Raw genomic sequence first — 21,968 nt, forward strand, 5'->3', positions numbered from 1 at the left:
TCGACAAGAAAAACTTATTCTGAACGCTTAATGTTCGGGTCGTTTTTCTCTCTTAGTTCGACGCAGCTGAAGTGATCTCCTGCTTCATCTTAGAAACAGCCTGTTTGAGCTGCGTATCGTATGCAGGATCGCCGATTCGTTCAATGAGCGCGGTCTCGAGTGCTGCAGCCGTTTCCTCATTGATATTTCCGCTCACGCTCAGCCCTTGTGAGCTCTGGAAAGCCTTGACGGCTTCTACGGTCTTATCATCATAATAACCGTCCTTACGATCCGTCTTATATCCAAGACCCTCAAGCATCGTTTGTGCGTTCTTCACGTCTGTGCTGTTGGTATCGTATTTCAATGGAAGATTATCCTTATTGATTGGTGCTACTGAGAAATAATCAGGCTGACTTACACTGATATCAGGCTCGATTCCTTTCTCATGAATCCAATCACCATTTGGCGTAAGCCATTTGGCTATCGTAATCTTCACAAGGCTTCCGTCACCAAGCTGGCGTTCAAAGCTGGTCTGCACCGTTCCTTTACCGAAGGAATGCTCACCGAGCAGTGTCGCTCCGGCGGATTGCTGCAGTGCGCCTGCCAGAATTTCAGATGCGCTTGCACTTCCTTTGTTCATCAGGACACTCACCGGGTAATCCTTCGCTGAACCTTTGGACTTATTCGTTTCCCGAGATCCGTTCTTGTCTTCCACTTGCACAATCAGTTCTCCAGAAGGAACAAACTGCTCTGCGATATCAATGACGACAGACAGTACACCGCCGGGATTGTTACGAACGTCGATGACAAGCCCCTTCATGTTCTGGCTTTCAAGCTTAGCAAGCTCCTCCTTGAACCGTTCACCTGTATTCAAAGAGAACTGCGTTATCGTAATAACACCGACACCATCTTCCTTCATCTCCGCGTACACGGTCTCCAGATCAATGTCATCTCGTATAATACTGAACTCGAGCGGATCATTGGATCCAGAACGCTGAACCTGAACCTTGGCTTCGCTGCCCTTCGGTCCACGGATCTTGGAGACGGCATCATTGAGATCAAGTCCCTGCAACGACTCACCATTGACAGACAAAATCACATCTTTAGCCCGTATTCCTGCCTTTTCGGCGGGAGAGCCCTTGATCGGAGATACCACCACAACATTGCCATCCTGTGAGGATACTTCTGCGCCAATACCTGTAAATGAACCTTCAATCGATTCTTCGAATTGAGCAGCTGTTTCCTGACCCATGTAATTGGAATAAGGATCTCCAAGCGACTCCATCATTCCATTAATAGCGCCATCAATTAGTTTAGTACGGTCCACATCTTGATAATAGTTAGCCTCGATCAGGTCAAGTGCGGTTTCAATCTTCTGCAGTTCGTTCTTCTGATTGCTGCCTGTTACACTGGCGAGCAGTCCTTCTCCACCCTGGCTGTTCAGCCCCGGGTAATTTACAACAGCGAGTGTAAGCAAGCTTCCACCCAGAAGCGCAAGAACCACCAGCAGTATAGCTGAGCGCTTCTTCATCATGAGCGTCACCGCCCTTTCTATTCCGACTTACTTGCTTTGGATGTAAATAGGATACAAATCAACTTAGAGCCCGGCTTCAAGTCGGCGGCTATGTTACACCCTCCGTTTCATCCTTGGATAAAACAAGCTCCTTATTTACTTGTATCATATTTCGCAAAAGGATGAAACAGCACACGACGGTGTTTCGCTTATTGTTTCATCCGTGGATGAAACACTGCACAACCGTGTTACGTTGACTGATTCATCCTCACACATAAAACCATATACCAGCAAGAGTATATGTAAAGCTTGTACGGAATATGTCCAGAATAGACCTCAGCTTACAAATAATTCATTGGGTTTTGCGTACTTCCATTCACACGAACCTCAAAGTGCAAGTGAGGTCCCGTAGAGTTTCCTGTGGATCCGACTTCGGCGATCTTTTGACCACGGCTCACGGAATCTCCTTCACTCACCTTGATACCGCCTTCGCGAATGTGTCCATACAGCGTCCATAGTCCATCTCCATGATCGACCATCACCGTATAACCATAACCGCTGTACCATTCTGCCATAATAACTACGCCATCTTCAGCGGCATAAATGCTTGTTCCTTGAGGGGCAGCAAAGTCAGTACCGGTATGCATCTTACCAACCTCACCTGTGATCGGGTGAATACGCGGTCCGTAACCTGAGGAGATACGCGCACCTGAGATTGGCATTCCCAGCACACCGCTGCCGCTGGAAGAGATGCTTTCACTTGAGCTTGAGCTAGAACCAGACGAGCTGGAGTTCGAGCTGGCCACTTTCTTCTGAGCCGCTTTTCTCGCTGCTTCTTCCGCTGCTGCCTTCGCTCTTGCCGCTGCAGCCGCCTGCTCTGCCTTGAGCTTGTTCTTCTCTTGAACCAGTGCTGAACGTTTCGATGCGATCCCTACGAGCATGCGATCCTGTTCCTCGCTGAGCTCACCATGCACATGGATTTCTTCCTCATAACCGGCAATGAGCGTCTGTTTCTCTTGCTCTTTACTATCCAGCTCTGCTTTGCGTTCTTTTTTCTCAGCATATAGACGTTTATGTTCTGCATATTGCTGTTCGAGTTCTGCCTTCTTGTCGACAACAAGCTGCTTGTCTTTCTTGTGTTCAACGAGTAGATTCTGATCCTGATCCACGATCATCTTCAGTGAATCTGCACGCTCCAGAAAATCGGAAATGCTTGTGGAAGACAGCAATACATCCAGATAGGAAACTGTTCCATCGGTGTACATCAGACGAACACGCGATTCGAGCAGCTCCTCACGAGCTGCAATTCTTTCTTCCGCTGCTTGCAGTTCTTTCTTCGTGTTCCGCAAATTCTCTTCCGTTGTTTCAATCCGGTAAGACACGGTCGCCAGCTCATTACTTACAACGTTAATTTGTTCCATGATCGTTTCGAGATATGCTTCTTGTTTCTGCTTGTAGTGCTCTGCTTCCTGCTTCTTCTCTTCTGCCTTCTGTTGCTGTGACTTCGCAGATTCGGACTGCTGTTCCAGCTGATTCAGCTCTTTATCAATATCGCTGATGCTTGATGCAGCGATTCCGTATCCAGGATTAAGTACTGTGGCTGTAAGTAAACTTAACGCTATTGCAGTGGCCGTCTTTTTCAAGTTCGTTTCCCATCCTTCTTCGTAAGTATTTTATATATCAATCCATGACGAGTTATGTTCTTAACTTAAGCGGCTGCCCGATTGAGGACAGCCACATGATTATACGAAACTACAAACTACTAATACTATGAAAACTTACACTTTCAAAGATTTGCGAATAGACAACGTGCTTCCCAGGATGCCCACAAGCATCCCCATAAGGAGCAGTGCTCCGCCAAACCAAGTCCATATGCTGGACAATGGTACCAGATCAAGCATCTGGATAATAATATCCTGTTGAATCGAGTTCAGCAGCTGATTGTATCCGATAAATAGAATAGCGATCGTAATAATAGATCCGATGAATCCAATCAAGGCCCCTTCAACGAAGAACGGCCAGCGGATAAAGGAGTTGGTCGCTCCTACCAGCTTCATGATGCTGATCTCCCGGCGGCGTGCCAGGATCGTTACGCGAATCGTGTTCGAGATCAAAAACATGGACATGAGTGCAAGACCTGCTACAAAAACAACGCCGATCGTCCGGATCAGACGGGTAATCTTGAACAGTGTATCCACCGTGTCTTCTCCATAGTTCACTTTCATGATGGGCTGCTCTGGATATTCCTCGTTAAGCGCCTCAATCTTCTCAGCTACAAAGCTGACTGTGCTCGGATCAATAACCTCTACCCTGAGCGTATCCGGGAGAGGGTTGTTATCCTCATTGAAGCCTTCAAGCAGCTCCTGACCATCTTCTCCAAGCTCTTCTTTAAAATCTGCCAAGCCCTGCTCCTTAGGAACAAATTCAATCTTGCTCACTTCCGGCATAGCTCCAATCTCGTCCTGAAGCTTGCCGCGCAGCGCCTCATCTACATTAAGCTGCAGGAATGTACTGATCTCCACCTGGTCATCTGCCTGATCCGCCATGGAATTAACATTCACCACAAGCAGAACGAACACGCCCAGAATCAACAACGAGACAATGATCGACGTAATGGATGCAATCGACATCCAGCCGTTGCGGAATAGGCTCTTGAACCCTTCCCGCAAATGGCGCAAGAAGGTACTAAAATTCATAGCCGTATTCCCCTCTCATTTCGTCTCGGACGATATGTCCCTGCTCAATGGCAATAACCCGTTTACGCATGGTGTTTACGATATCCCGGTTATGGGTTGCCATAACGATTGTTGTTCCCCGGAAGTTGATCTCATCCAGCAGCTGCATAATTCCCCATGACGTCTCGGGATCAAGGTTACCTGTAGGCTCGTCCGCGATGATGACGGAAGGATTGTTCACGATTGCCCTTGCGATCGCAATACGCTGCTGTTCCCCGCCTGACAGCTGGTTCGGCTCGCGATCTGCCTTATTCTTAAGACCGACAAGATCCAGAGCTTCCATAACCCGCTTCTTAATCTGTTTCTTCGGCGCCTCGACAACCTCCATTGCAAATGCGACATTCTCATACGCCGTCATTTTCGGAAGGAGTCTGAAATCCTGAAAAATAACGCCGATATTACGCCGAACATAAGGGATTTTGCGATGCTTCAGCTTGCCGATATTAAATCCGTTAACTGAGATCTGCCCTTTTGTCGGAACTTCTTCTCTGTAAATAAGCTTCATAAATGTCGATTTCCCCGCACCAGACGGTCCGACAATATAAACGAATTCGTTGCGGTCGATCTTTACCGACACACCTTGCAAGGCATGTGCCCCATTCGGATAGGTCTTCCACACGTCCTGTAATTCAATCACATGATCACTTCCCGTTGCATAGTAGCCTTTATCATTTCGACACTTTCCATTGATTTCCTTTAAAATCTCTCGAATTTCATCAAGATGTTTCCCATTGTAACAAATTTGTTACCTTTTGAGTAGCCGAAAGATTTCCGCTTCCGGAGCATATATATCTAAAGTGTTTGTAATCCGGGGAAACAAGAAGCAGGAAAGGAGTTACCCATGAAAAAAATTCACACTTTCGCCATCATTTCAGTGTTATTTGCTCTCTTTTTCACCACCCTATTGGTGTGGATTTATATGTATACTCATCAAACGAAGCTCCCCTCGAAGGTAACCCTCTCTGGCTGGGCTGTCGGCGGCCAAGATATCCCGTCTGTATTTCGTGAGCTTGATCACAAGCTCCAGGCATTAGAAGAGCTTCCTCTACAGTTAAAGGAAGGCAATCGTACCCTGTCCACCCCCAAGCTGACACTGCAGCATGCCGGAGTGAAGTATAGCGCTAATGAGTTTAAACAGGCCGCAGCGGGTCTGTCCGAAGGAAGCATGGTTCAAAGACTCTTCAACCGACTTCGTTTCCAAAAAGACTGGAGCATCTCCTACAGCTATGATCGTGCTAAATTGCAAAGCTATTTGTCTCCTGCCTGGGAACAATCTAAATTTGGTGACATGATCCCTGCTAAGGTCCATATTACGAAGCTGGATGAGATCGAGTTTATACCTGAGCACAGCGCGAACAGGATTACCTGGACGGAGATGACCCGGCGCATAGAACAGGCTGTCCCGGCCGATTTTACACGGCTTATGAATCCCATAGAACCCAGACCTATTATTGTTATCGACCTTCCCCTCCAAGTGATGAACCCCTCGGTAACAATTGACTCTCTTAGACAGTCTGGCATTCAGCGAAAAATCATTCAAGTCTCTACCCCACTCGGCACGAGCGGAGAAGGAAGAACCTACAACGTCACGGCTGCTGCCAAAGCGGTGGATGGTATGATACTTAAGCCAGGAGAGGAGCTGGACTATGGACAAATGGTCAATAAAGCGGAGAAGGACAGCGGCTTCAAGGAAGCCCCTGTTATTGTAGGCGGAGAGCTTGTTCCAGGGATCGGCGGAGGCATTTGTCAGGTCTCAAGCACCCTCTATAATGCGGCACTCAGAACAGGACTTCACATTGTGGAACGGAGAAATCATTCACTGCCGGTCAGTTATATGCCCAAAGGACTCGATGCTACGTTCGCGACGGACTATATTAATTTTAAATTCAAGAATACGACAGGCAAATGGCTGCTGATTAAGGCAGAAGTCAGGGATCGAGAGCTGGTTGTAAAGTTTTTTGGAACCATGCCAGAGAATGTAACCTATGAGCTCGAAACACGACTCCTTGGAACACTCCCTGCACCCACAGAGTATACGAACGACTCCTCTTTGCCGGTAAATACACAGGCCGTAGTCCAAGAAGGAGCACCTGGCTATATTGTGGAAGCCTATCAGATCAAACGAATAAACGGAGCCATCGTCTCCCGTACTTTGATCTCCAAGGACACCTATCGCCCACAAACGCGTCTTATTGCTGCAAATTCAGACAACCCTTCCTCTGAAAAAGAAAACCGTTCAGAACCTGCACCATCTGACCCTGCTCCTCCGGTCGAGGACGGTATACGTACACAAGGAGCCATCGGAGATTGATATGTGTATGTGAGCTGCAGGAGCTTATGCCCTATTTTGACCTTTAGAAAAACAAAAAACTCATGGGCCTGTAAGATGCAGGTTCATGAGTCCATGAGTCTTCAGTTCTTGAGCGCTTTTAGTTCTTGAGTTCGTTACATCCTATTTTTATTGACGCAAGCTCTTGTCTACCTTCGCGGTAGGATGCTCCTTGTATTTCTCCGTATATTCAACCAGCCCGATCCGGCAGCCTGGACCAATCGTGACACGTCGTCCCCGCACAACCTTAGCTTCCACATGCTCAAGCCTGATGTGATCACCCTCAATCAGATCAGCCGACAGCGTCTTACTGACTCTCTTACTAAGGAAGCTCGGAAACCAGGATAAAAACGCCTGCTGAACATCAATCTGTGCCCCGCATAATTCCCTTGCATGACTCGGACCATTCAGTTTAATTCGAATATGCTCCGCGTTCACAGCTCCTTCTGCCGTAATCACACCTCGTATGCGCACTTCTTCAGAGATACAGTCCCCGTGAAGCTGCAGCTGCCCAGAGCATTTTAGCTTCTCACCGCGAAGATTCTGCCCTACTTTCATTGCTCCGATCAGCTTCATGCGACGAACCTGCAATGACCCATCTACACGAAGCTCCCCCAGCGTTGAAGCCGAATCACCGGATAATCCGCCTTTAATATGCATGTTTCCCAATTGTTTAAATGAAGAAGCAGTTAATTGCCCTTGCACAGAGGCGTCCCCCATACAGCGAAAGGTCTCACAGCTCGCATCCCCGTCAATTCGGCCTTGGCCCATAATGCTTATTTTTCGAAATAATCCTCCAGCGGAGTCCCCTTCGCCAATTATTCTGACGTCGCTTTTCCAATCGCTGTTAAGCTCACGATTCCCTGTAATCACAACGAATTCACCTCTTTACATTTGAATGTAGCGATCGACGACCGTATCCTCATCCTGATGATAGGATTCCTTATATTCCACAAGACCGATCTGGCAGCCTGGGCCAATAACCACCCGGTTTCCCCTAACCGTTTGAGCATAGGTCTGCTCCAAGTAGATGTCGTCTCCCTCAATGACTTTGGCCTTCAGCTTAGGTGCGAGTCCTGGCACGAAACCATCGAGAAGCTTCACCTTGTGATCACGGCGCACATGAATGCGTTCCCCGCCGATATCCTCTGCCTCACACCCCAGAAGCAGCTTAATATCAATATCACCTGCGTTCAGCAGTCCATGGATCTTGAAGCCGCCCTGCACCTCGAACTTCTCGCATTCCACATCCCGGTCTGCTGACATAGTTCCAGCCACTTCTACGCTGCTGGCAATGAGTTTGCCGCCTACTTTAGCTTTGCCGTTGACGACAAGCGATTCTGTATCCAGCTGTCCTCTAATCGAAAAGACCCCATCCACTCGAGTACGGTCAGCTATCACATTCCCTTTCGCTTTACTTGTGCCGTTAACGATGATTTCTTCCGCAGAGATTTCACCATCCACTGTGGATAACCCGTTCACGAAGTAGCGATTGCATTTTAGAGCACCATGCAGGCTTGCGGTTCCGTTCACTTCATAACTGATACAGTCAATATCACTGGAAAATTTGGCCATTCCATCTGCTCTGACATGCTGGTATATCCCCCCTGAAGAACTTCCGATACCCGCAATATTCCGATTCCGTCTCTCTGCTTCACTCATAGTGATAACCTCCAGATCGATTTAAATGTACCTTGAGCTGTTCTATATAAACTGCAATTGGTAACCTCAGTGCTTCCATAACACCTGTATCGTAATAGATTCCGCTTCCTGCACTGACCATCATAAGAATCGGCACGCCCATTTTGCGGATCAGAATGATGTCACAGCCCTTATCCTCAAACTTTCTGTATTCATGATGAAACGTACGAATGAGAAGCGCTCCTTCATCTCGGGTCATTTGTCCGCTGGACAAAGCCTGATCCAGAACATAAAGGCAAAGAAGCTGCTCGAACTCCAGCTGCGCTGTCTCATGAAGCTCCGCTTGCTCTATGTACAATTGCATGGTGATCGGTGTAACCAGCTCTCTATGCATAATTTCTTCCTGTGTCAGAAGAAGCGTGCTGACCGATGGTGAGAACACATCTGCGAGCTCATCCAGGGATAGGTCATCTTTCATGTTTTTTATTTTGTGAATTCGTGATAAGATGCTCTCCCTGGGGAAAAACGTCTCTTGACCCGTAAAGGAAGATCTGCGAATGAACCAATCCTCCGGAATTAAATTCTTCCGCTTCCATCGGTATAACTGTCCATATGAAATACCGGTGATCTCCAGCAGATCTTTCTTCGATATCAAGTCCTCCTGCATGTGAAATCAACCTCCTGAACACAATGTAACATAACATTGTTACGCTGTAAATGAAATGAGCTCGTTTCTTCGTCGTTAAGATTGTTACAGAGCCGTAGACAGCTGTGGATTAGCACTTTCTTGCGCCGGATAACTGAAAATAACAGGCTTCTACTTTTGAATCCTATCCACATGACTTGCATAGGACATGTTCAATTTCTCTGCTTGTCTGTGAGTAATGTGAATAGATATGTGCATAAACATGAAAAAAATGTCGTTATTTCGAGCGTCCTGTGTATAACACAATGTTATGCACATGAAAACGCACCATTTTATCCCGAATCGTGAATAAGTCTTCAAAATAACCCCATTTCCTACAGGAAGTTATCAACATTTTGGTATCTGTTGATAACTTTTCGTTCAGCGCTTACGTACGCCACAGACCGAGATGAAGCCCGTTTAAACTTTCCTGTCACTTCTTGATATCCACCCTATTTGAATTGAATTGCTCCGCTGAAAATGAAACCGCTTTTTATTGGAATATGCTTTATAATAAAAGTGACTACAATTCATCTCTATTCGAAGGGAGCACCTTTACATGGCCTTTATGCAATGTCACTTTTATTCCGAAGTACTAGGACTGAATACAACGATGCACGTCATTCTGCCTCAGCAGACTTTCTCTCAGATTGGCGTGGATACGAAGCAGGGACACGGGCCCTACCCGACACTTTATCTACTGCATGGTCTCTCCGATGATGACTCGATCTGGCTGCGCCGGACTTCCATTGAACGCTACGCCTCTGCTCTGGGAATCGCGGTCGTGATGCCGAACGGTTACCGCAGCTTCTACACCGATATGGCGGAAGGAAGCAAGTATTATACGTACATAACGGAGGAGGTTCCAAAGCTGGCCCGATCCTTCTTCCCATTGTCTTCTGCACGTGAGGATAACTTTGTGGCCGGGCTCTCCATGGGCGGATATGGTGCTATGAAGATTGCGTTGTCCAGACCCCAGGAATATGCTGCTGCCGCGAGCCTCTCGGGTGCTGTTGACATGGCTGCCCATTATGACAAGATCCAGACTCAGGATGAAGCACGAAGCGTAGAATTCAAACGGATATTCGGGGATAAGATAGCGGGCACGGATAATGATCTGCTGCATTTGCTCAAGGAATGCGATCAGCAGCCAGGACCTAAGCCTAAGCTGTTCCAATGCTGCGGGACAGAGGACTTTCTATATGAGGATAATCTCAGCTTCCGTTCGGCGGCTGAACAAACAAGTCTTGACTTCACCTATATCGAAGGCCCTGGAGAGCATGAGTGGGGATACTGGGATACACATATTCAGGATGTTTTGAACTGGCTTCCTTTGCAAAAATAAACAGTCAGCACGTTAAAAAAGGGATTACTTTGAGGAAGGCCGCACTGGCCTCCTTCAAGTAATCCCTTTTTATATTTAGAACGATTTACTTACTCTGTATGCTCCTTGAGCCATTGTGTCGTCAGACCCAGCATCGCTTCGCTTCGGCGAATCGCATCCGTTACTTGGACTGAAGCTGTACCTCCGTAAACATTACGCGCATTAACAACCGCTTCCGGCTGAAGCACGGCATAGATCTGATCATCGAACAGCTCGGAGAACTGCTTGAACTCATCAAGGGTTAGATCGAGCAAGTATTTTCCGTTTTGGATACAATACAGCACTGTCTTACCGATAACCTCATGTGCCTGACGGAAAGGAAGGCCATTGCCTACGAGGAAGTCCGCAATATCAGTCGCGTTGGAAAAGTCCTGGTTCACGGCTTCGCGCATGCGTCCTTTGTTTACCTTCATCGTAGCAATCATTGGCGCAAACAGCTGCAGCGCACCTTCAAGAGTTGCCACCGTATCAAACATACCTTCCTTGTCTTCCTGCATATCTTTGTTGTAGGCAAGCGGAAGGGATTTAAGCACAGTGAGCAGACCCATCAGATTCCCATATACACGTCCTGTCTTGCCGCGGACGAGCTCCGGTACATCCGGGTTCTTCTTCTGTGGCATAATGCTGCTGCCAGTGCAGAATGCATCATCAAGCTCAACAAAACTGAACTCTGTGCTGCTCCATAGTACCAGCTCCTCACTCAGACGAGACAGGTGCATCATAATAAGGGAAGCATCAGCTAAGAACTCAACGATAAAATCACGATCGCTTACCGCATCCAGGCTGTTCTCATACACACGGTCAAATTGAAGCTGCTCAGCTACAAAATGACGATCAATCGGGAAGGTTGTGCCTGCCAAGGCACCTGCACCCAGTGGAAGCACATTAATTCGTTTGTAGCTGTCGATCAGACGCTCCGCATCACGCTGGAACATGGAGACATACGCCATCAGATGATGAGCGAACAGAATGGGCTGTGCTCTTTGCAGATGGGTATAGCCAGGAATAATCGTATCCAGATTCTCTTTGGCTTGTCCGATCAGCGCCTCCTGCAGCGCATGCAGCATCCCGACAATCTCGATAACGCGTGACCGCAAGTAGAGATGCATGTCGGTTGCTACTTGGTCATTCCGACTGCGTCCCGTGTGAAGCTTACCACCTACCGGTCCGATCTCCTCAATCAGATTCTTCTCGATATTCATATGAATATCTTCATCCGAGACAGAGAACTCAATCTGGCCTTCCCGAATTTTGCCAAGGACCGTGTGAAGTCCTTCTTTGATCTTCTCCACATCCTCCTGTGGCAAAATCCCGCATTTGCCCAGCATCGTCACATGTGCCAGACTGCCTTGAATATCTTCCTCTGCAAGTGCCTTGTCAAAATTGATCGATGCTGTATATTCCTCAACCAAATGATTCGTTTGCTTGGTGAAACGCCCGCCCCATAATTTACTCATGTCTGTGCTTGCCTCCCTTTCACATCTCATGGATAAAGGCCGCTCCTGAGGTCTCTTCAAGGAACGGCCTTACGCTTCCTTACCAGCTTACTGCTGCTTTATCTATAATCATGCCACTCATGCCACTAGGACACTTCATTATTGGTTCTGTGCTACACCTGATCCGACCTTAAGACGAAGCGCATTCAGGCGGATGAAGCCTGTTGCATCCCCTTGATCGTAAGCCTGGGTAGGATCTGCCTCCATCGTAGCGATATCCGGATTGTACAGACTGACAGGGCTCTTCACACCAGCCGCGATAATATTGCCTTTGTACAGCTTCACGCGAACGGTTCCTGTTACATTCTTCTGGCTCTCTGTCACCAGTGCCTGCAGTGCCAGGCGTTCCGGTGCAAACCAGAAGCCGTTGTACACAAGCGTACTGTAGCGGGTAATCAAGCTGTCACGCAGGTTCATGACTTCACGGTCCATAGTGATGGATTCCATCTTACGATGTGCAGTGAACAGAATCGTTCCGCCTGGTGTCTCATACACGCCGCGGCTCTTCATACCCACGAAACGGTTCTCCACCATATCTACACGGCCGATTCCGTGCTTGCCGCCCAGCTCATTCAGCTTCTCCATCACTTCAAGCGGACTAAGCTGCTCTCCGTTCAAGGCTACGCAGTCCCCATTCTTGAACTCAAGGTCCAAGTATTCCGCTTCATCCGGAGCATCCTCCGGCGAGTTGCTAAGAAGGAACATTTCTTTGTTCTCCGGCGCACTCGCATCAAACCAAGGATCCTCAAGCACTCCGCTCTCATAGCTGATATGCAGCAGGTTGCGGTCCATGGAATACGGCTTCGCAGCCGATGCAGTTACCGGAATGCCATGCTGTTCTGCATAAGCGATCATTTCCGCCCGTCCCGGGAATTGATTACGGAATTCTTCCAGACGCCATGGGGCAATTACCTTGATATCTGGTGTCAGCGCAGCTGCGTTCAGCTCGAAACGAACCTGGTCGTTACCTTTGCCTGTCGCGCCGTGAGCAATAGCTGTTGCGCCTTCGGCAATCGCGATATCAACCATCCGTTTAGCAATCAATGGACGCGCGATACTGGTACCGAGCAGATATTGGCCTTCGTACAAGGCGCCTGCCTGGAACATTGGATAAATGAAGTCACTAGCGAACTCATCACGCAGATCGTCGATATATACTTTGGAGGCACCTGTTGCAAGTGCTTTTTCTTCTAGACCGTCCAGCTCTTCCTTCTGTCCGATATCTGCTGTGAATGCAATGATCTCTGCATCATAGGTTTCCTTGAGCCATTTTAGAATGACGGAAGTATCCAATCCGCCGGAATAAGCTAGTACAATTTTCTCTTTTGCCATAATGTCCTCCTTAAGTCGCTTGAACCATAGTCGATATGGAATCCAAAATTTTCAATTTAATTTATTTTAACATTAACAAGTCAATTTCATAAACCTTTAGCTGCTTAATTCAAGCTGAATTTCCCTACCACAATCTCCCCATTAACCCATCAGGGCAGCCATCAGTGCTTTTTGGGCATGAAGTCGGTTCTCCGCCTGGTCAAAAATAGCCGAGTTCGGTCCGTCGATGACGCCTTCACTTACTTCTTCGCCGCGGTGAGCAGGAAGGCAGTGCAGGAAGATATAATCCTTCTTCGCTCCTTTAACGAGCTCTTCATTAACCTGATAATCGGCAAAAGCGGCTTCGCGAACCTTCTGTTCTTCCTCAAAGCCCATACTTGCCCACACATCTGTATAAATAATATCCGCATCCTTCACTGCTTCCTCTGGACTGCGGGTCACCACAACCTGAGCTCCCGTCTCTTGCGCAATGCTCTTCGCCTGCTCTACGATCGCCGGATTCGGCTCGTATCCTTCTGGACTTGCTACCGATACATGCACTCCAAGCTTGGCAGCGCCGAGCATCAGGGAATGTGCCATGTTGTTTCCGTCGCCTACATAGGCCATCTTGAGACCTTTCAGCTGTCCTTTATGCTCCAGCACGGTCTGGAAATCAGCGAGCACCTGGCAAGGATGTGCATCGTCGCTCAGCCCGTTGATTACGGGAATATCCGCATACTTGGCAAGCTCCGTCACATTACTGTGCGCAAACGTCCGAATCATAATACCGTCCAGGTAACGTGAGAGCACCTGAGCTGTGTCGCTGATGATTTCGCCGCGTCCAAGCTGAATGTCATTTTTGCTAAGGAATAGTGCGTGCCCGCCCAGCTGGAACATCCCTACTTCAAAAGATACGCGTGTACGTGTCGATGATTTTTCAAAAATAAGTCCGATGGTCTTGCCCTTCAGCGGCTGATAGACTTCACCGCTTTTTTGCTTCTTCTTGATATCGACAGCAAGCTGTAGAAGATACTCAATCTCCTCTTTGCTGTAGTCTGTAAATTCAATAAAATCCCGGCCTTTGAGGTTCAGCTGTGTAATCGTCATTTTTCATCCTCCTTCAAATCTATCTCCATGCTCAAACTTCTTCTATCCTTCAACTGAGCTTCACCTCAGTTTAACGTTTAGTTCGACCTACAATGTTCCAGCTTCTAAGTTCCCCTTGCAGGACTGGCCTTATAAGGATTTACGCATTCGCCGCGACGTGTTCCTCAATCAAAGTCTTGATCAGAGCAACCGCTGTGTCGATTTCTTCTGTAGTTACGTACAAGTTCGGCAGGAAGCGAATCACTTCAGGCCCCGCATTCACGAACAGGAAGCCTCTGTTCTGGCCTGCTGTAATAATATCGCCAACCGGACCCTTACACGCAATGCCAACGATCAGACCTCTGCCGCGCACCTCAGTAACAAATGAAATGCCTTCCAGCTCCTTGCGCAAGGATTCGATCAAGTAATCTCCCATTTGCTGTGCTCGTTTAGGCAGCTCTTCTTCAATGATCGTCTCTATCGTTGCATTGACTGCTGCCATGGCCAGCGGTGTGCCGCCGAATGTGGTCGCATGACTTCCCGGGGTAAATGCGTCGCGCAAATAACCTTTACCCAGCATCGCACCCACCGGAAATCCACTGCCAATCCCTTTGGCTGAAGTGAAAATATCCGGCTCCACATCATAATGCTGATGAGCAAACAGCTTGCCTGTTCTGCCCATGCCTGTCTGCACCTCATCCATAATCAGCAGCAAGCCATGCTCCTCACAGAGTGCCTTCACTTTTCTCAAAAATTCCGGATCGACGACATGAATGCCGCCTTCAGCCAGGATCAGCTCTAGCATAATCGCCGCTGTATGCGGTGTAATCGCTGCTTCCAGTGCAGGAATATCATGCAATGGTACATGAACAAAGCCTTCAGGCAGCGGAAGGAAGCCCTCCTTCACTTTATCCTGTCCTGTCGCCGTGAGTGTTGCCAGTGTCCGGCCATGGAAGGACTGTTTGAAGGTGATAATTTCAAACTTGCCTTTGCCCAGCACTTTTTGCTGATATCTGCGCGCCAGCTTAATTGCAGCTTCATTAGCCTCTGCCCCGCTGTTGCAGAAGAACACTGCATCTGCACAAGTATTCGCCGTAAGCAGCTTCGCTGCCTGCTCCTGTCCAGGAATGGTGAACAGATTCGATACATGCCACAGCTCATCCAGCTGTTCCTTCACTTTATTTACAATCTTATCCGGCGCATGACCCAGATTGGTAACAGCGAGACCACTCACGAAGTCCAAATATTTATTGCCCTTGTCATCCCACAGGTAACTGCCCTTGCCCTTGATCAGGCTGAGCGGATACCGTGCATAGGTTGGAAAAAGCGAGCTCCCTGTTTCATTTGTCACTTGCGTATCCGGTGCTCCCGCTTGTGTCTGCTGTGATTGATTCGTAACGGTCATCATCTACACTCCCATCCGATTTTGGCGCATGCGCCTTTTTTAATAAAAAGTATTCATTGCTCCTACTGCAAACTCTTATTCCGAGCTGTTACCACGAACTCGTATTGTAAGTTAGTATTCTTCAACTTATTATTGCGGCCTAACCGTTACATCCGTACAATTCTCGTGCCGATCACTTCTCCCTTAAGCACCCGGCTCAAGATCTTCGGCTCGCTGCCGTCCACGATGACGACCTCTTTTACTTTGCCTTGAATACATTTAATCGCGGCTCTCACTTTGGGAATCATGCCTCCATAAATTTCGCCGCTCTGGATCATATCTTCAATCTGCTGCACGGTAACCGAAGGAAGCACTTTCTTCACTCCATCAACGTTCTTCATAATGCCAGGTACATCAGTAACGACAATCATTCGGTCCACACCCAGATGGGAAGCGACAGCTCCCGCCGCAGTGTCTGCGTTGATATTATAGCGTTGTCCTGCTGCATCTACACCTACAGGCGCAATTACTGGCATATAACCCAGGTTAACGATTCCTTCTATAATAGAAGCCTCTACCCGAGTGACATCTCCTACATAACCAACCTCAGCACTGTTACTGACCGGCTTCGCCTGTATGAGACCACCGTCCACACCGGACAAACCAATCGCCCGTGCTCCCGTCCCCTGGATAAGTCGGACGATCTGCTTGTTAATGCTGCCTGCCAGCACCATTTCCACAACATCCAGCACCGGCTCGGTTGTCTTACGCAGCCCATTAACGAATTCAGTTTCGATGCCAAGCTTCTCTAAATTTTCCGAAATCGCCGGACCGCCGCCATGAACGATAACGGGTGCTGTACCTTCCGCTTGAAGCTCACGCAAATCCTCGAAAAAGGAAGCCGGCAGCGCCGCAAGCGTACTCCCTCCGCATTTCATGACAAACGCTCCTGCTGACTTCCCGGTCGAGCTCTTCTTCACTTCTGCACTTGCCTGCGTCATGTCCCCTCTCCCCTTCTCCAAGTATCTTTATGTCCGATAAGCTGCATTAATCCGCACATAATCATAAGTCAGATCGCAGCCCCAGGCAGTAGCCTTACCTGTACCACCATGAAGATTAACAAAGATCTGAACCGTGTCGCCCTGAAGATAGGCAAGTGCCTCATCTTCACTGAATGCCACAGGACGAGAGCCTTGCAGCACCAAAATATCTCCCAGCTTCACATCCACCTGTTCCGGATTTACCGGCACGCCGGCACGGCCTACAGCAGCAATGATTCGTCCCCAGTTTGCATCTGCACCGAACATGGCTGTCTTGACCAGACTCGAACCAATCACCGTCTTCGCGATGGCTCTGGCAGAATCATCCGTGTCTGCTCCTTGAATGTTTACCTCAACCAGCTTTGTTGCGCCTTCTCCATCTCTTGCAATCGCCTTGGCCAACACTTCGCATACATAGTTGAATGCCTCTGCGAACGACTCCCAGTCTTTATGCTTCGGAGTGAGTATATCGTTGCCTGCCAGCCCGCTGGACATCGCCACCAGCATATCATTCGTACTGGTATCGCCGTCCACCGTAATCATATTGAAGGTCGAATCTGTCGATTGACCCAGCAGCCCTTGCAATGCCTGCTGTTCAATCTCTGCATCACAGGTTACAAAAGCAAGCATTGTCGCCATATTCGGGTGAATCATCCCTGAGCCCTTTGCCGCTCCCGCAATCGTAACTTGTTTGCCGTCCACTTGAGTGGTGACACAGATTTCTTTTTTTACAAGATCAGTAGTCAGAATCGCTTGAGAGAACTCACCCGCTACATCCGTGTCCTTGCCCATCTTCGCAGGCATCGCCTTAATTCCGGCATGTACACAATCCATCTTGAGCAGCTCACCAATGACACCCGTTGAAGCAACCGCTACATCCTCTTCGGCCACACCCAGCTCACGCGCAGCAGCTGCTCTCATTGCATAAGCATCTTCTTCTCCCTGCTTGCCCGTCACGGCATTCGCATTACCGCTGTTCACGATAATGGCTTGAAGCTTACCGTTCTTCAGACTGTCTCTTGTCACCTGAAGCGGTGCCGCTTGGAATACATTCGTTGTATATACAGCAGCCGCGTTCGCAACTACATCACATTTAATAGCGCCAAGATCGTTCCGATCTGTCTTCTTAAGTCCACAATGCAGACCTCCTGCGCTGAATCCTAAGGGCGATACGATCGATCCGTTATCCACGATGCTAAAAGCCTGAATTGCAACCTGTCCCATGATTTCCTCCCCATCCTATCCAAGTTAATATGAAAAGCCGGACATGCACGGATTATGCTTCCTTATATTTATGGGTATACTGGTGAGAATTGAAGACCTGTTGCTTCCTCCCAGCCCATCATCAGATTCAAATTCTGAATGGCCTGCCCAGCAGCGCCCTTCACGACATTATCAATCACGGCGAAGATGGTAACTCTTCCTGTACGTGAATCGGCTGAGAACCCAATGTCACAATAGTTGGATGCGAACACTTCCTTCGTCGCCGGCCAGCTTCCCGCTTGCCTGATTCGAATGAATGGCTTGCCCTCATAATACTGGTTGTATGCATCAATGAAATCCTGGTCTGTATAATTTCCATTTAAGGTTGCATACATCGTGCTCATGATACCTCTAGTCATAGGAACGAGCTGTGCTGTAAATGTGACGGTTACTTTATGACCTGCTATGTCTGTAAGTACCTGCTCAATCTCCGGAATGTGCTGATGCTTGTTGACCTTGTAGGCTTTGAAATTCTCATTAATCTCAGCATAATGCGAAGCCAGGCTTGTGCCTCGACCTGCTCCGGATACACCGGATTTCGCATCAATAATGATGCTTGCGGGATCGATCATGCCTGATGCGATGGCAGGAATCAGTCCCAGCAGCGTTGCTGTCGGATAACAGCCCGGGTTAGAGATGAAGTCTACACCTTGAACCTGCTCTCCATACACTTCACTAAGTCCGTAAACAGCCTGCTCCAGATACTGATCCTCTGCAGGAGTGTGTTTATACCATTTTTCATACGCTGCTCCGTCCTTCAACCTGAAGTCGCCCGACAGGTCAATAACCTTGAGACCCGCATCAATAAGCTGAGGAACGAGCTGTGTACTTACACCTGATGGCGTGGCGGTGAATACAAGATCCACATTTGCTGCCATATGGGCTACGTCAATGCCGTCCAGTGTCTGCTCCATAATCGTGTTCAAGTGAGGGAACCCTTCAGCAATGGATACTCCGCTCGTCGAAGACGAAATGACCGAGGCGATCTCTACGTTTGGATGATGCTGTAAAAAACGAATGAGCTCCACTCCGCCATACCCAGTGGAACCCACAATTGCTACCTTTAATTTGTTCTTCATAATGTCTCCCCTTCTCTCTTAAGCTGAGCTCACAGTCCATGCAACTCTCTATGTATGCAGCACTCTATATAACGGTGCCTATTATGTCAGTAATTCTGAATTTCTGATCCCTAATTTCCGATGTACTCCATACATTTAACGATACGTTCTCTTTAATAGATGTGAATTATTATACATCCAGACTTATATAAATACAACACTTTATACATGATTTCTATATGTTATTATTCGTTCCTGATCCTTCCCCTCGTCAAAAAAATGATGACATGCTATGAAATCTCTTTTCGTGGATTCCAATTGAGTGATATGATGCATAATAGGGTTAATTAAGCTCATAGATAGATTGGACTAATAAGCCTAGCTACATAGATATCATCGAATTTGGAGGAACGACTCACTTGGATATTAACCATATCAGCTACATCGTAGTGATCATCATCAATATGTTACTGGCTGCCGCCCTTATATTTCTAGAACGCAAAGATGCTTCTTCCACCTGGGCCTGGCTGCTCGTGCTTACTTTTATTCCGATTGTAGGGTTCGTGCTCTACCTGCTGCTCGGACAAAACCTTACAAGATACCGTCTTTTTCAATGGAAGGAACGCGCGAAGCTCAACATCGACCAGATGGTCATCGATCAGATTCGTCACCTGCAGGAGAAGGATTTCCCATTCCGCAAACAAGACACTTTAGAGTACAAGGATTTTATTTATATGCATCTCATTCAAAATGGTGCGCTATTTACGGAAGACAACAGTGTCGAAATCTTCTGCGACGGACATCATAAATTCAACAAGCTGATGGAAGACATTGAAAATGCACAGGATCATATTCATATCCAGTACTATATTCTTCGAGGAGATGGGCTGGGGAGAAGCATTCGAAATGCACTGATCAAAAAAGCCCGAGAAGGCGTGTACGTGCGGGTACTGTATGATGCGCTTGGCTCACGGAGCATGAAGAAGAGCTTCTTCAAAGAGCTGGTTGCAGCCGGAGGGAAGGTTGAGGTCTTCTTCCCATCGAAGTTCAGGCTGATCAACCTGCGGCTCAATTATCGTAATCACCGTAAGCTCGTTATCATTGATGGAATTATCGGATATACTGGCGGGTTTAACGTAGGGGATGAGTATCTCGGCAAGGATAAGAAGTTTGGATACTGGCGCGATACGCATCTGCGGATTCAAGGAACGGCGGTTTCCACACTGCAGGCCCGGTTTATTATGGACTGGAATGAAGCGTCCCGTTATCATGACATTACGTTTGTGCCTGAACATTTTCCTGAGCCGGAAGGCAAGGATCATATCGGTATGCAGATTGTAACGAGCGGACCCGATGCCGAAATCGAGCATATCAAGAATGGATATATCAAAATGATCTCTGCTGCGAAGAAATCCATCATCATTCAGACGCCGTATTTTATTCCCGATGCTAGTATGCTGGATGCGGTACGGATTGCCTGTCTGTCAGGAATTGATGTACGAATCATGATCCCGAATAAGCCGGACCACATGTTTGTCTACTGGGCAACAACTTCGTACGTCGGTGAGCTTATCAAGGTCGGCGCCAAGATTTATATCTACGACAACGGCTTCCTGCATACGAAAATGATCGTTGTAGATAAGAAAATGGCCACCATCGGTACAGCCAACTTCGATGTCCGCAGCTTCAGGCTTAACTTCGAGATCAACGCTTTTATTTATGATTCCAAGATTGCGCTGGAGCTGACGGATGCTTTCGAAAAAGATATGCAGCTCTCTGCCGAGATGACAGCAGAACACTACAGACAGCGTTCGCTCTGGATCCGGTTCAAGGAATCCATATCCAGGCTGCTCTCGCCAATTTTATAGCTATATAATAGAGAAAAGGGAGTTCCTCCGTTCAAACGTGAGGCCACTCCCTTTTGTCATTTCCCTATTAACTTATTCATTTATGCATTAGCCGCTCCATTCATTCTTTAGCGACTCAGCCTGAATCTCTACATCTACTAGCTGTAGCTAAAAATTTTCTACATTTCTGTAGCTACACATACCATTCTTCTCCACCTGCACTCGGTGTTCATCGCTTGAATAAGTTCATGAACTTCGATGATTCACAGTTTGCATAAATACGGCTTATGCAGCAAGTAACTAACACGCTTCTGTTTAGAATGTCTTCTTAAACCCTTCTCCCAGCACCTCATGCGCATTCGTAATGGTCACAAATGCATTCGGATCCACCGCACGAACGAGCGTCTTCAATCTCGCAATCTCACTTTGCCCCACAACAACCATCAGCACCGTACGGTCATCATCCGTATAACCTCCTTGGGCAGACAGCTTCGTTACGCCTCGGTCCAGATCGTGCAATATCGCCTGCTTAATTGGTTCCGTATAATTGGATATAATGTAGGCGACTTTGGAAGTACCAAATCCCATTTCAACCGCATCAATCACTTTTCCCGTGACATATAAACTGATGAGTGCATAAAGTGAGTTCTCTAGGGACAGCAGCATCCCCGCTATTACAATAACTGCCCCATCCAGCAGCATGACACTCAGGGACAGCCGGAGACCACTGTATTTCTGAATAATTTGCGCAAGGATCGTCAGTCCCCCTGTGGAACCTCGTCCGCGGTATACGATACCAATCCCGAGCCCAACGCCAATTCCGCCAAAGATCGAAGCCAGCAGCGGGTTGCTGGTAGGCACCGTCCAATCCTTAGTAAGATAAACGAACAGCGGAAGCATCACACTTCCGAGCAGGGAACGGATAGCATATTGCCTTCCCAGTATGGAATACCCTGCAATGAATAACGGAATATTCAGTGCCCACTGTGTAAATGCCGGTTCGAATCCGAAGGCGGCCTGCCCCAGAATCGAGATACCCGATACACCGCCCGAGGCGATCAAATTCGGCACGAGGAACAGATTGAAGGCAATGGACATGACAAATGCCCCGAATATGATGAAAAAGGCGTCAACGACCACTCGAAGCGGACCGTCCACCGGAATGAGATTTGAAGCTCTTTTGTTCCTGCTCTTGCGCTCTTGTGCTTGCTGCATCT

General features: G+C 47.9%; 18 protein-coding genes. 3 read left to right on the top strand and 15 right to left on the bottom strand.

What is annotated here, in order from left to right; translation table 11 throughout:
• Positions 1-52: 52 nt before the first annotated feature.
• The 4 genes from TCA2_RS14470 to ftsE all read right to left on the bottom strand — a co-directional run bounded on the left by TCA2_RS14470 (position 53) and on the right by ftsE (position 4,864).
• Complete coding sequence (locus TCA2_RS14470) at positions 53-1,513, bottom strand: S41 family peptidase (RefSeq protein ID WP_047912338.1); 1,461 nt, start codon at positions 1,511-1,513, stop codon at positions 53-55.
• A gap of 320 nt (positions 1,514-1,833) precedes the next feature.
• A complete protein-coding gene (locus TCA2_RS14475; RefSeq protein WP_047912339.1) occupies positions 1,834-3,135 on the bottom strand; it encodes a murein hydrolase activator EnvC in 1,302 nt (433 codons plus the stop codon).
• A gap of 135 nt (positions 3,136-3,270) precedes the next feature.
• Positions 3,271-4,188 carry a permease-like cell division protein FtsX gene (ftsX, locus tag TCA2_RS14480; protein ID WP_047912340.1) on the bottom strand — a complete coding sequence of 306 codons (918 nt, stop codon included), beginning with the start codon at positions 4,186-4,188 and terminating at the stop codon, positions 3,271-3,273.
• Positions 4,178-4,864: a cell division ATP-binding protein FtsE gene (gene ftsE, locus TCA2_RS14485; RefSeq protein WP_047912341.1), complete on the bottom strand. Its 687-nt coding sequence runs from the start codon at positions 4,862-4,864 to the stop codon at positions 4,178-4,180. Before ftsE ends, ftsX begins: the two co-directional genes overlap by 11 nt.
• Before the next feature lie 204 nt (positions 4,865-5,068).
• Between ftsE and TCA2_RS14490 the strand changes: the two genes are divergently transcribed.
• Positions 5,069-6,538 carry a VanW family protein gene (locus TCA2_RS14490; protein ID WP_047912342.1) on the top strand — a complete coding sequence of 490 codons (1,470 nt, stop codon included), beginning with the start codon at positions 5,069-5,071 and terminating at the stop codon, positions 6,536-6,538.
• Positions 6,539-6,685: 147 nt separating this feature from the next.
• Here the strand turns inward: TCA2_RS14490 and TCA2_RS14495 are convergent, their stop codons facing one another.
• From TCA2_RS14495 to TCA2_RS14505, 3 genes are read right to left on the bottom strand one after another with little or no spacing between them, the layout of a single operon-like run.
• Positions 6,686-7,429: a hypothetical protein gene (locus TCA2_RS14495; RefSeq protein WP_047912343.1), complete on the bottom strand. Its 744-nt coding sequence runs from the start codon at positions 7,427-7,429 to the stop codon at positions 6,686-6,688.
• 15 nt (positions 7,430-7,444) lie between these two features.
• A complete protein-coding gene (locus tag TCA2_RS14500; protein WP_047912344.1) occupies positions 7,445-8,218 on the bottom strand; it encodes a polymer-forming cytoskeletal protein in 774 nt (257 codons plus the stop codon).
• Positions 8,211-8,864, bottom strand: a complete 654-nt coding sequence (locus TCA2_RS14505) for a YhbD family protein (protein ID WP_047912345.1) — start codon at positions 8,862-8,864, stop codon at positions 8,211-8,213. Before TCA2_RS14505 ends, TCA2_RS14500 begins: the two co-directional genes overlap by 8 nt.
• 577 nt (positions 8,865-9,441) lie before the next feature.
• Between TCA2_RS14505 and TCA2_RS14510 the strand changes: the two genes are divergently transcribed.
• Positions 9,442-10,227, top strand: coding sequence for an alpha/beta hydrolase family protein (locus TCA2_RS14510; RefSeq protein ID WP_047912346.1), 786 nt, complete (start codon positions 9,442-9,444; stop codon positions 10,225-10,227).
• 89 nt (positions 10,228-10,316) lie between these two features.
• On the opposite strand, the gene argH is transcribed toward TCA2_RS14510, so the two are convergent.
• From argH to argC, 7 genes are all read right to left on the bottom strand, one after another.
• Complete coding sequence (gene argH, locus TCA2_RS14515; protein WP_047912347.1) at positions 10,317-11,723, bottom strand: argininosuccinate lyase; 1,407 nt, start codon at positions 11,721-11,723, stop codon at positions 10,317-10,319.
• 138 nt (positions 11,724-11,861) lie between these two features.
• Positions 11,862-13,094, bottom strand: coding sequence for an argininosuccinate synthase (locus TCA2_RS14520; RefSeq protein WP_047912348.1), 1,233 nt, complete (start codon positions 13,092-13,094; stop codon positions 11,862-11,864).
• Positions 13,095-13,235: 141 nt separating this feature from the next.
• Entirely contained in the window at positions 13,236-14,180 is a 945-nt protein-coding gene (gene argF, locus TCA2_RS14525; protein ID WP_047912349.1) for an ornithine carbamoyltransferase, read from the bottom strand.
• Positions 14,181-14,319: 139 nt separating this feature from the next.
• Positions 14,320-15,567: an acetylornithine transaminase gene (locus TCA2_RS14530; protein ID WP_152557759.1), complete on the bottom strand. Its 1,248-nt coding sequence runs from the start codon at positions 15,565-15,567 to the stop codon at positions 14,320-14,322.
• 143 nt (positions 15,568-15,710) lie between these two features.
• Positions 15,711-16,544 carry an acetylglutamate kinase gene (argB, locus tag TCA2_RS14535; RefSeq protein WP_047912351.1) on the bottom strand — a complete coding sequence of 278 codons (834 nt, stop codon included), beginning with the start codon at positions 16,542-16,544 and terminating at the stop codon, positions 15,711-15,713.
• A gap of 27 nt (positions 16,545-16,571) precedes the next feature.
• The gene (gene argJ, locus TCA2_RS14540) at positions 16,572-17,807 is read right to left on the bottom strand and encodes a bifunctional glutamate N-acetyltransferase/amino-acid acetyltransferase ArgJ (RefSeq protein WP_047912352.1); all 1,236 of its coding nucleotides are present in this window, start codon (positions 17,805-17,807) and stop codon (positions 16,572-16,574) included.
• Between the two features lie 68 nt (positions 17,808-17,875).
• Complete coding sequence (gene argC, locus TCA2_RS14545) at positions 17,876-18,925, bottom strand: N-acetyl-gamma-glutamyl-phosphate reductase (protein WP_047912353.1); 1,050 nt, start codon at positions 18,923-18,925, stop codon at positions 17,876-17,878.
• A gap of 398 nt (positions 18,926-19,323) precedes the next feature.
• Between argC and cls the strand changes: the two genes are divergently transcribed.
• Positions 19,324-20,772 carry a cardiolipin synthase gene (gene cls / locus TCA2_RS14550; RefSeq protein ID WP_047912354.1) on the top strand — a complete coding sequence of 483 codons (1,449 nt, stop codon included), beginning with the start codon at positions 19,324-19,326 and terminating at the stop codon, positions 20,770-20,772.
• A gap of 294 nt (positions 20,773-21,066) precedes the next feature.
• On the opposite strand, the gene TCA2_RS14555 is transcribed toward cls, so the two are convergent.
• Complete coding sequence (locus tag TCA2_RS14555; RefSeq protein WP_047912355.1) at positions 21,067-21,966, bottom strand: YitT family protein; 900 nt, start codon at positions 21,964-21,966, stop codon at positions 21,067-21,069.
• Positions 21,967-21,968 lie beyond the last annotated feature (2 nt).

The sequence above is a fragment of the Paenibacillus sp. TCA20 genome, from assembly GCF_000732325.1.
Lineage (GTDB): Bacteria > Bacillota > Bacilli > Paenibacillales > Paenibacillaceae > Paenibacillus > Paenibacillus urinalis.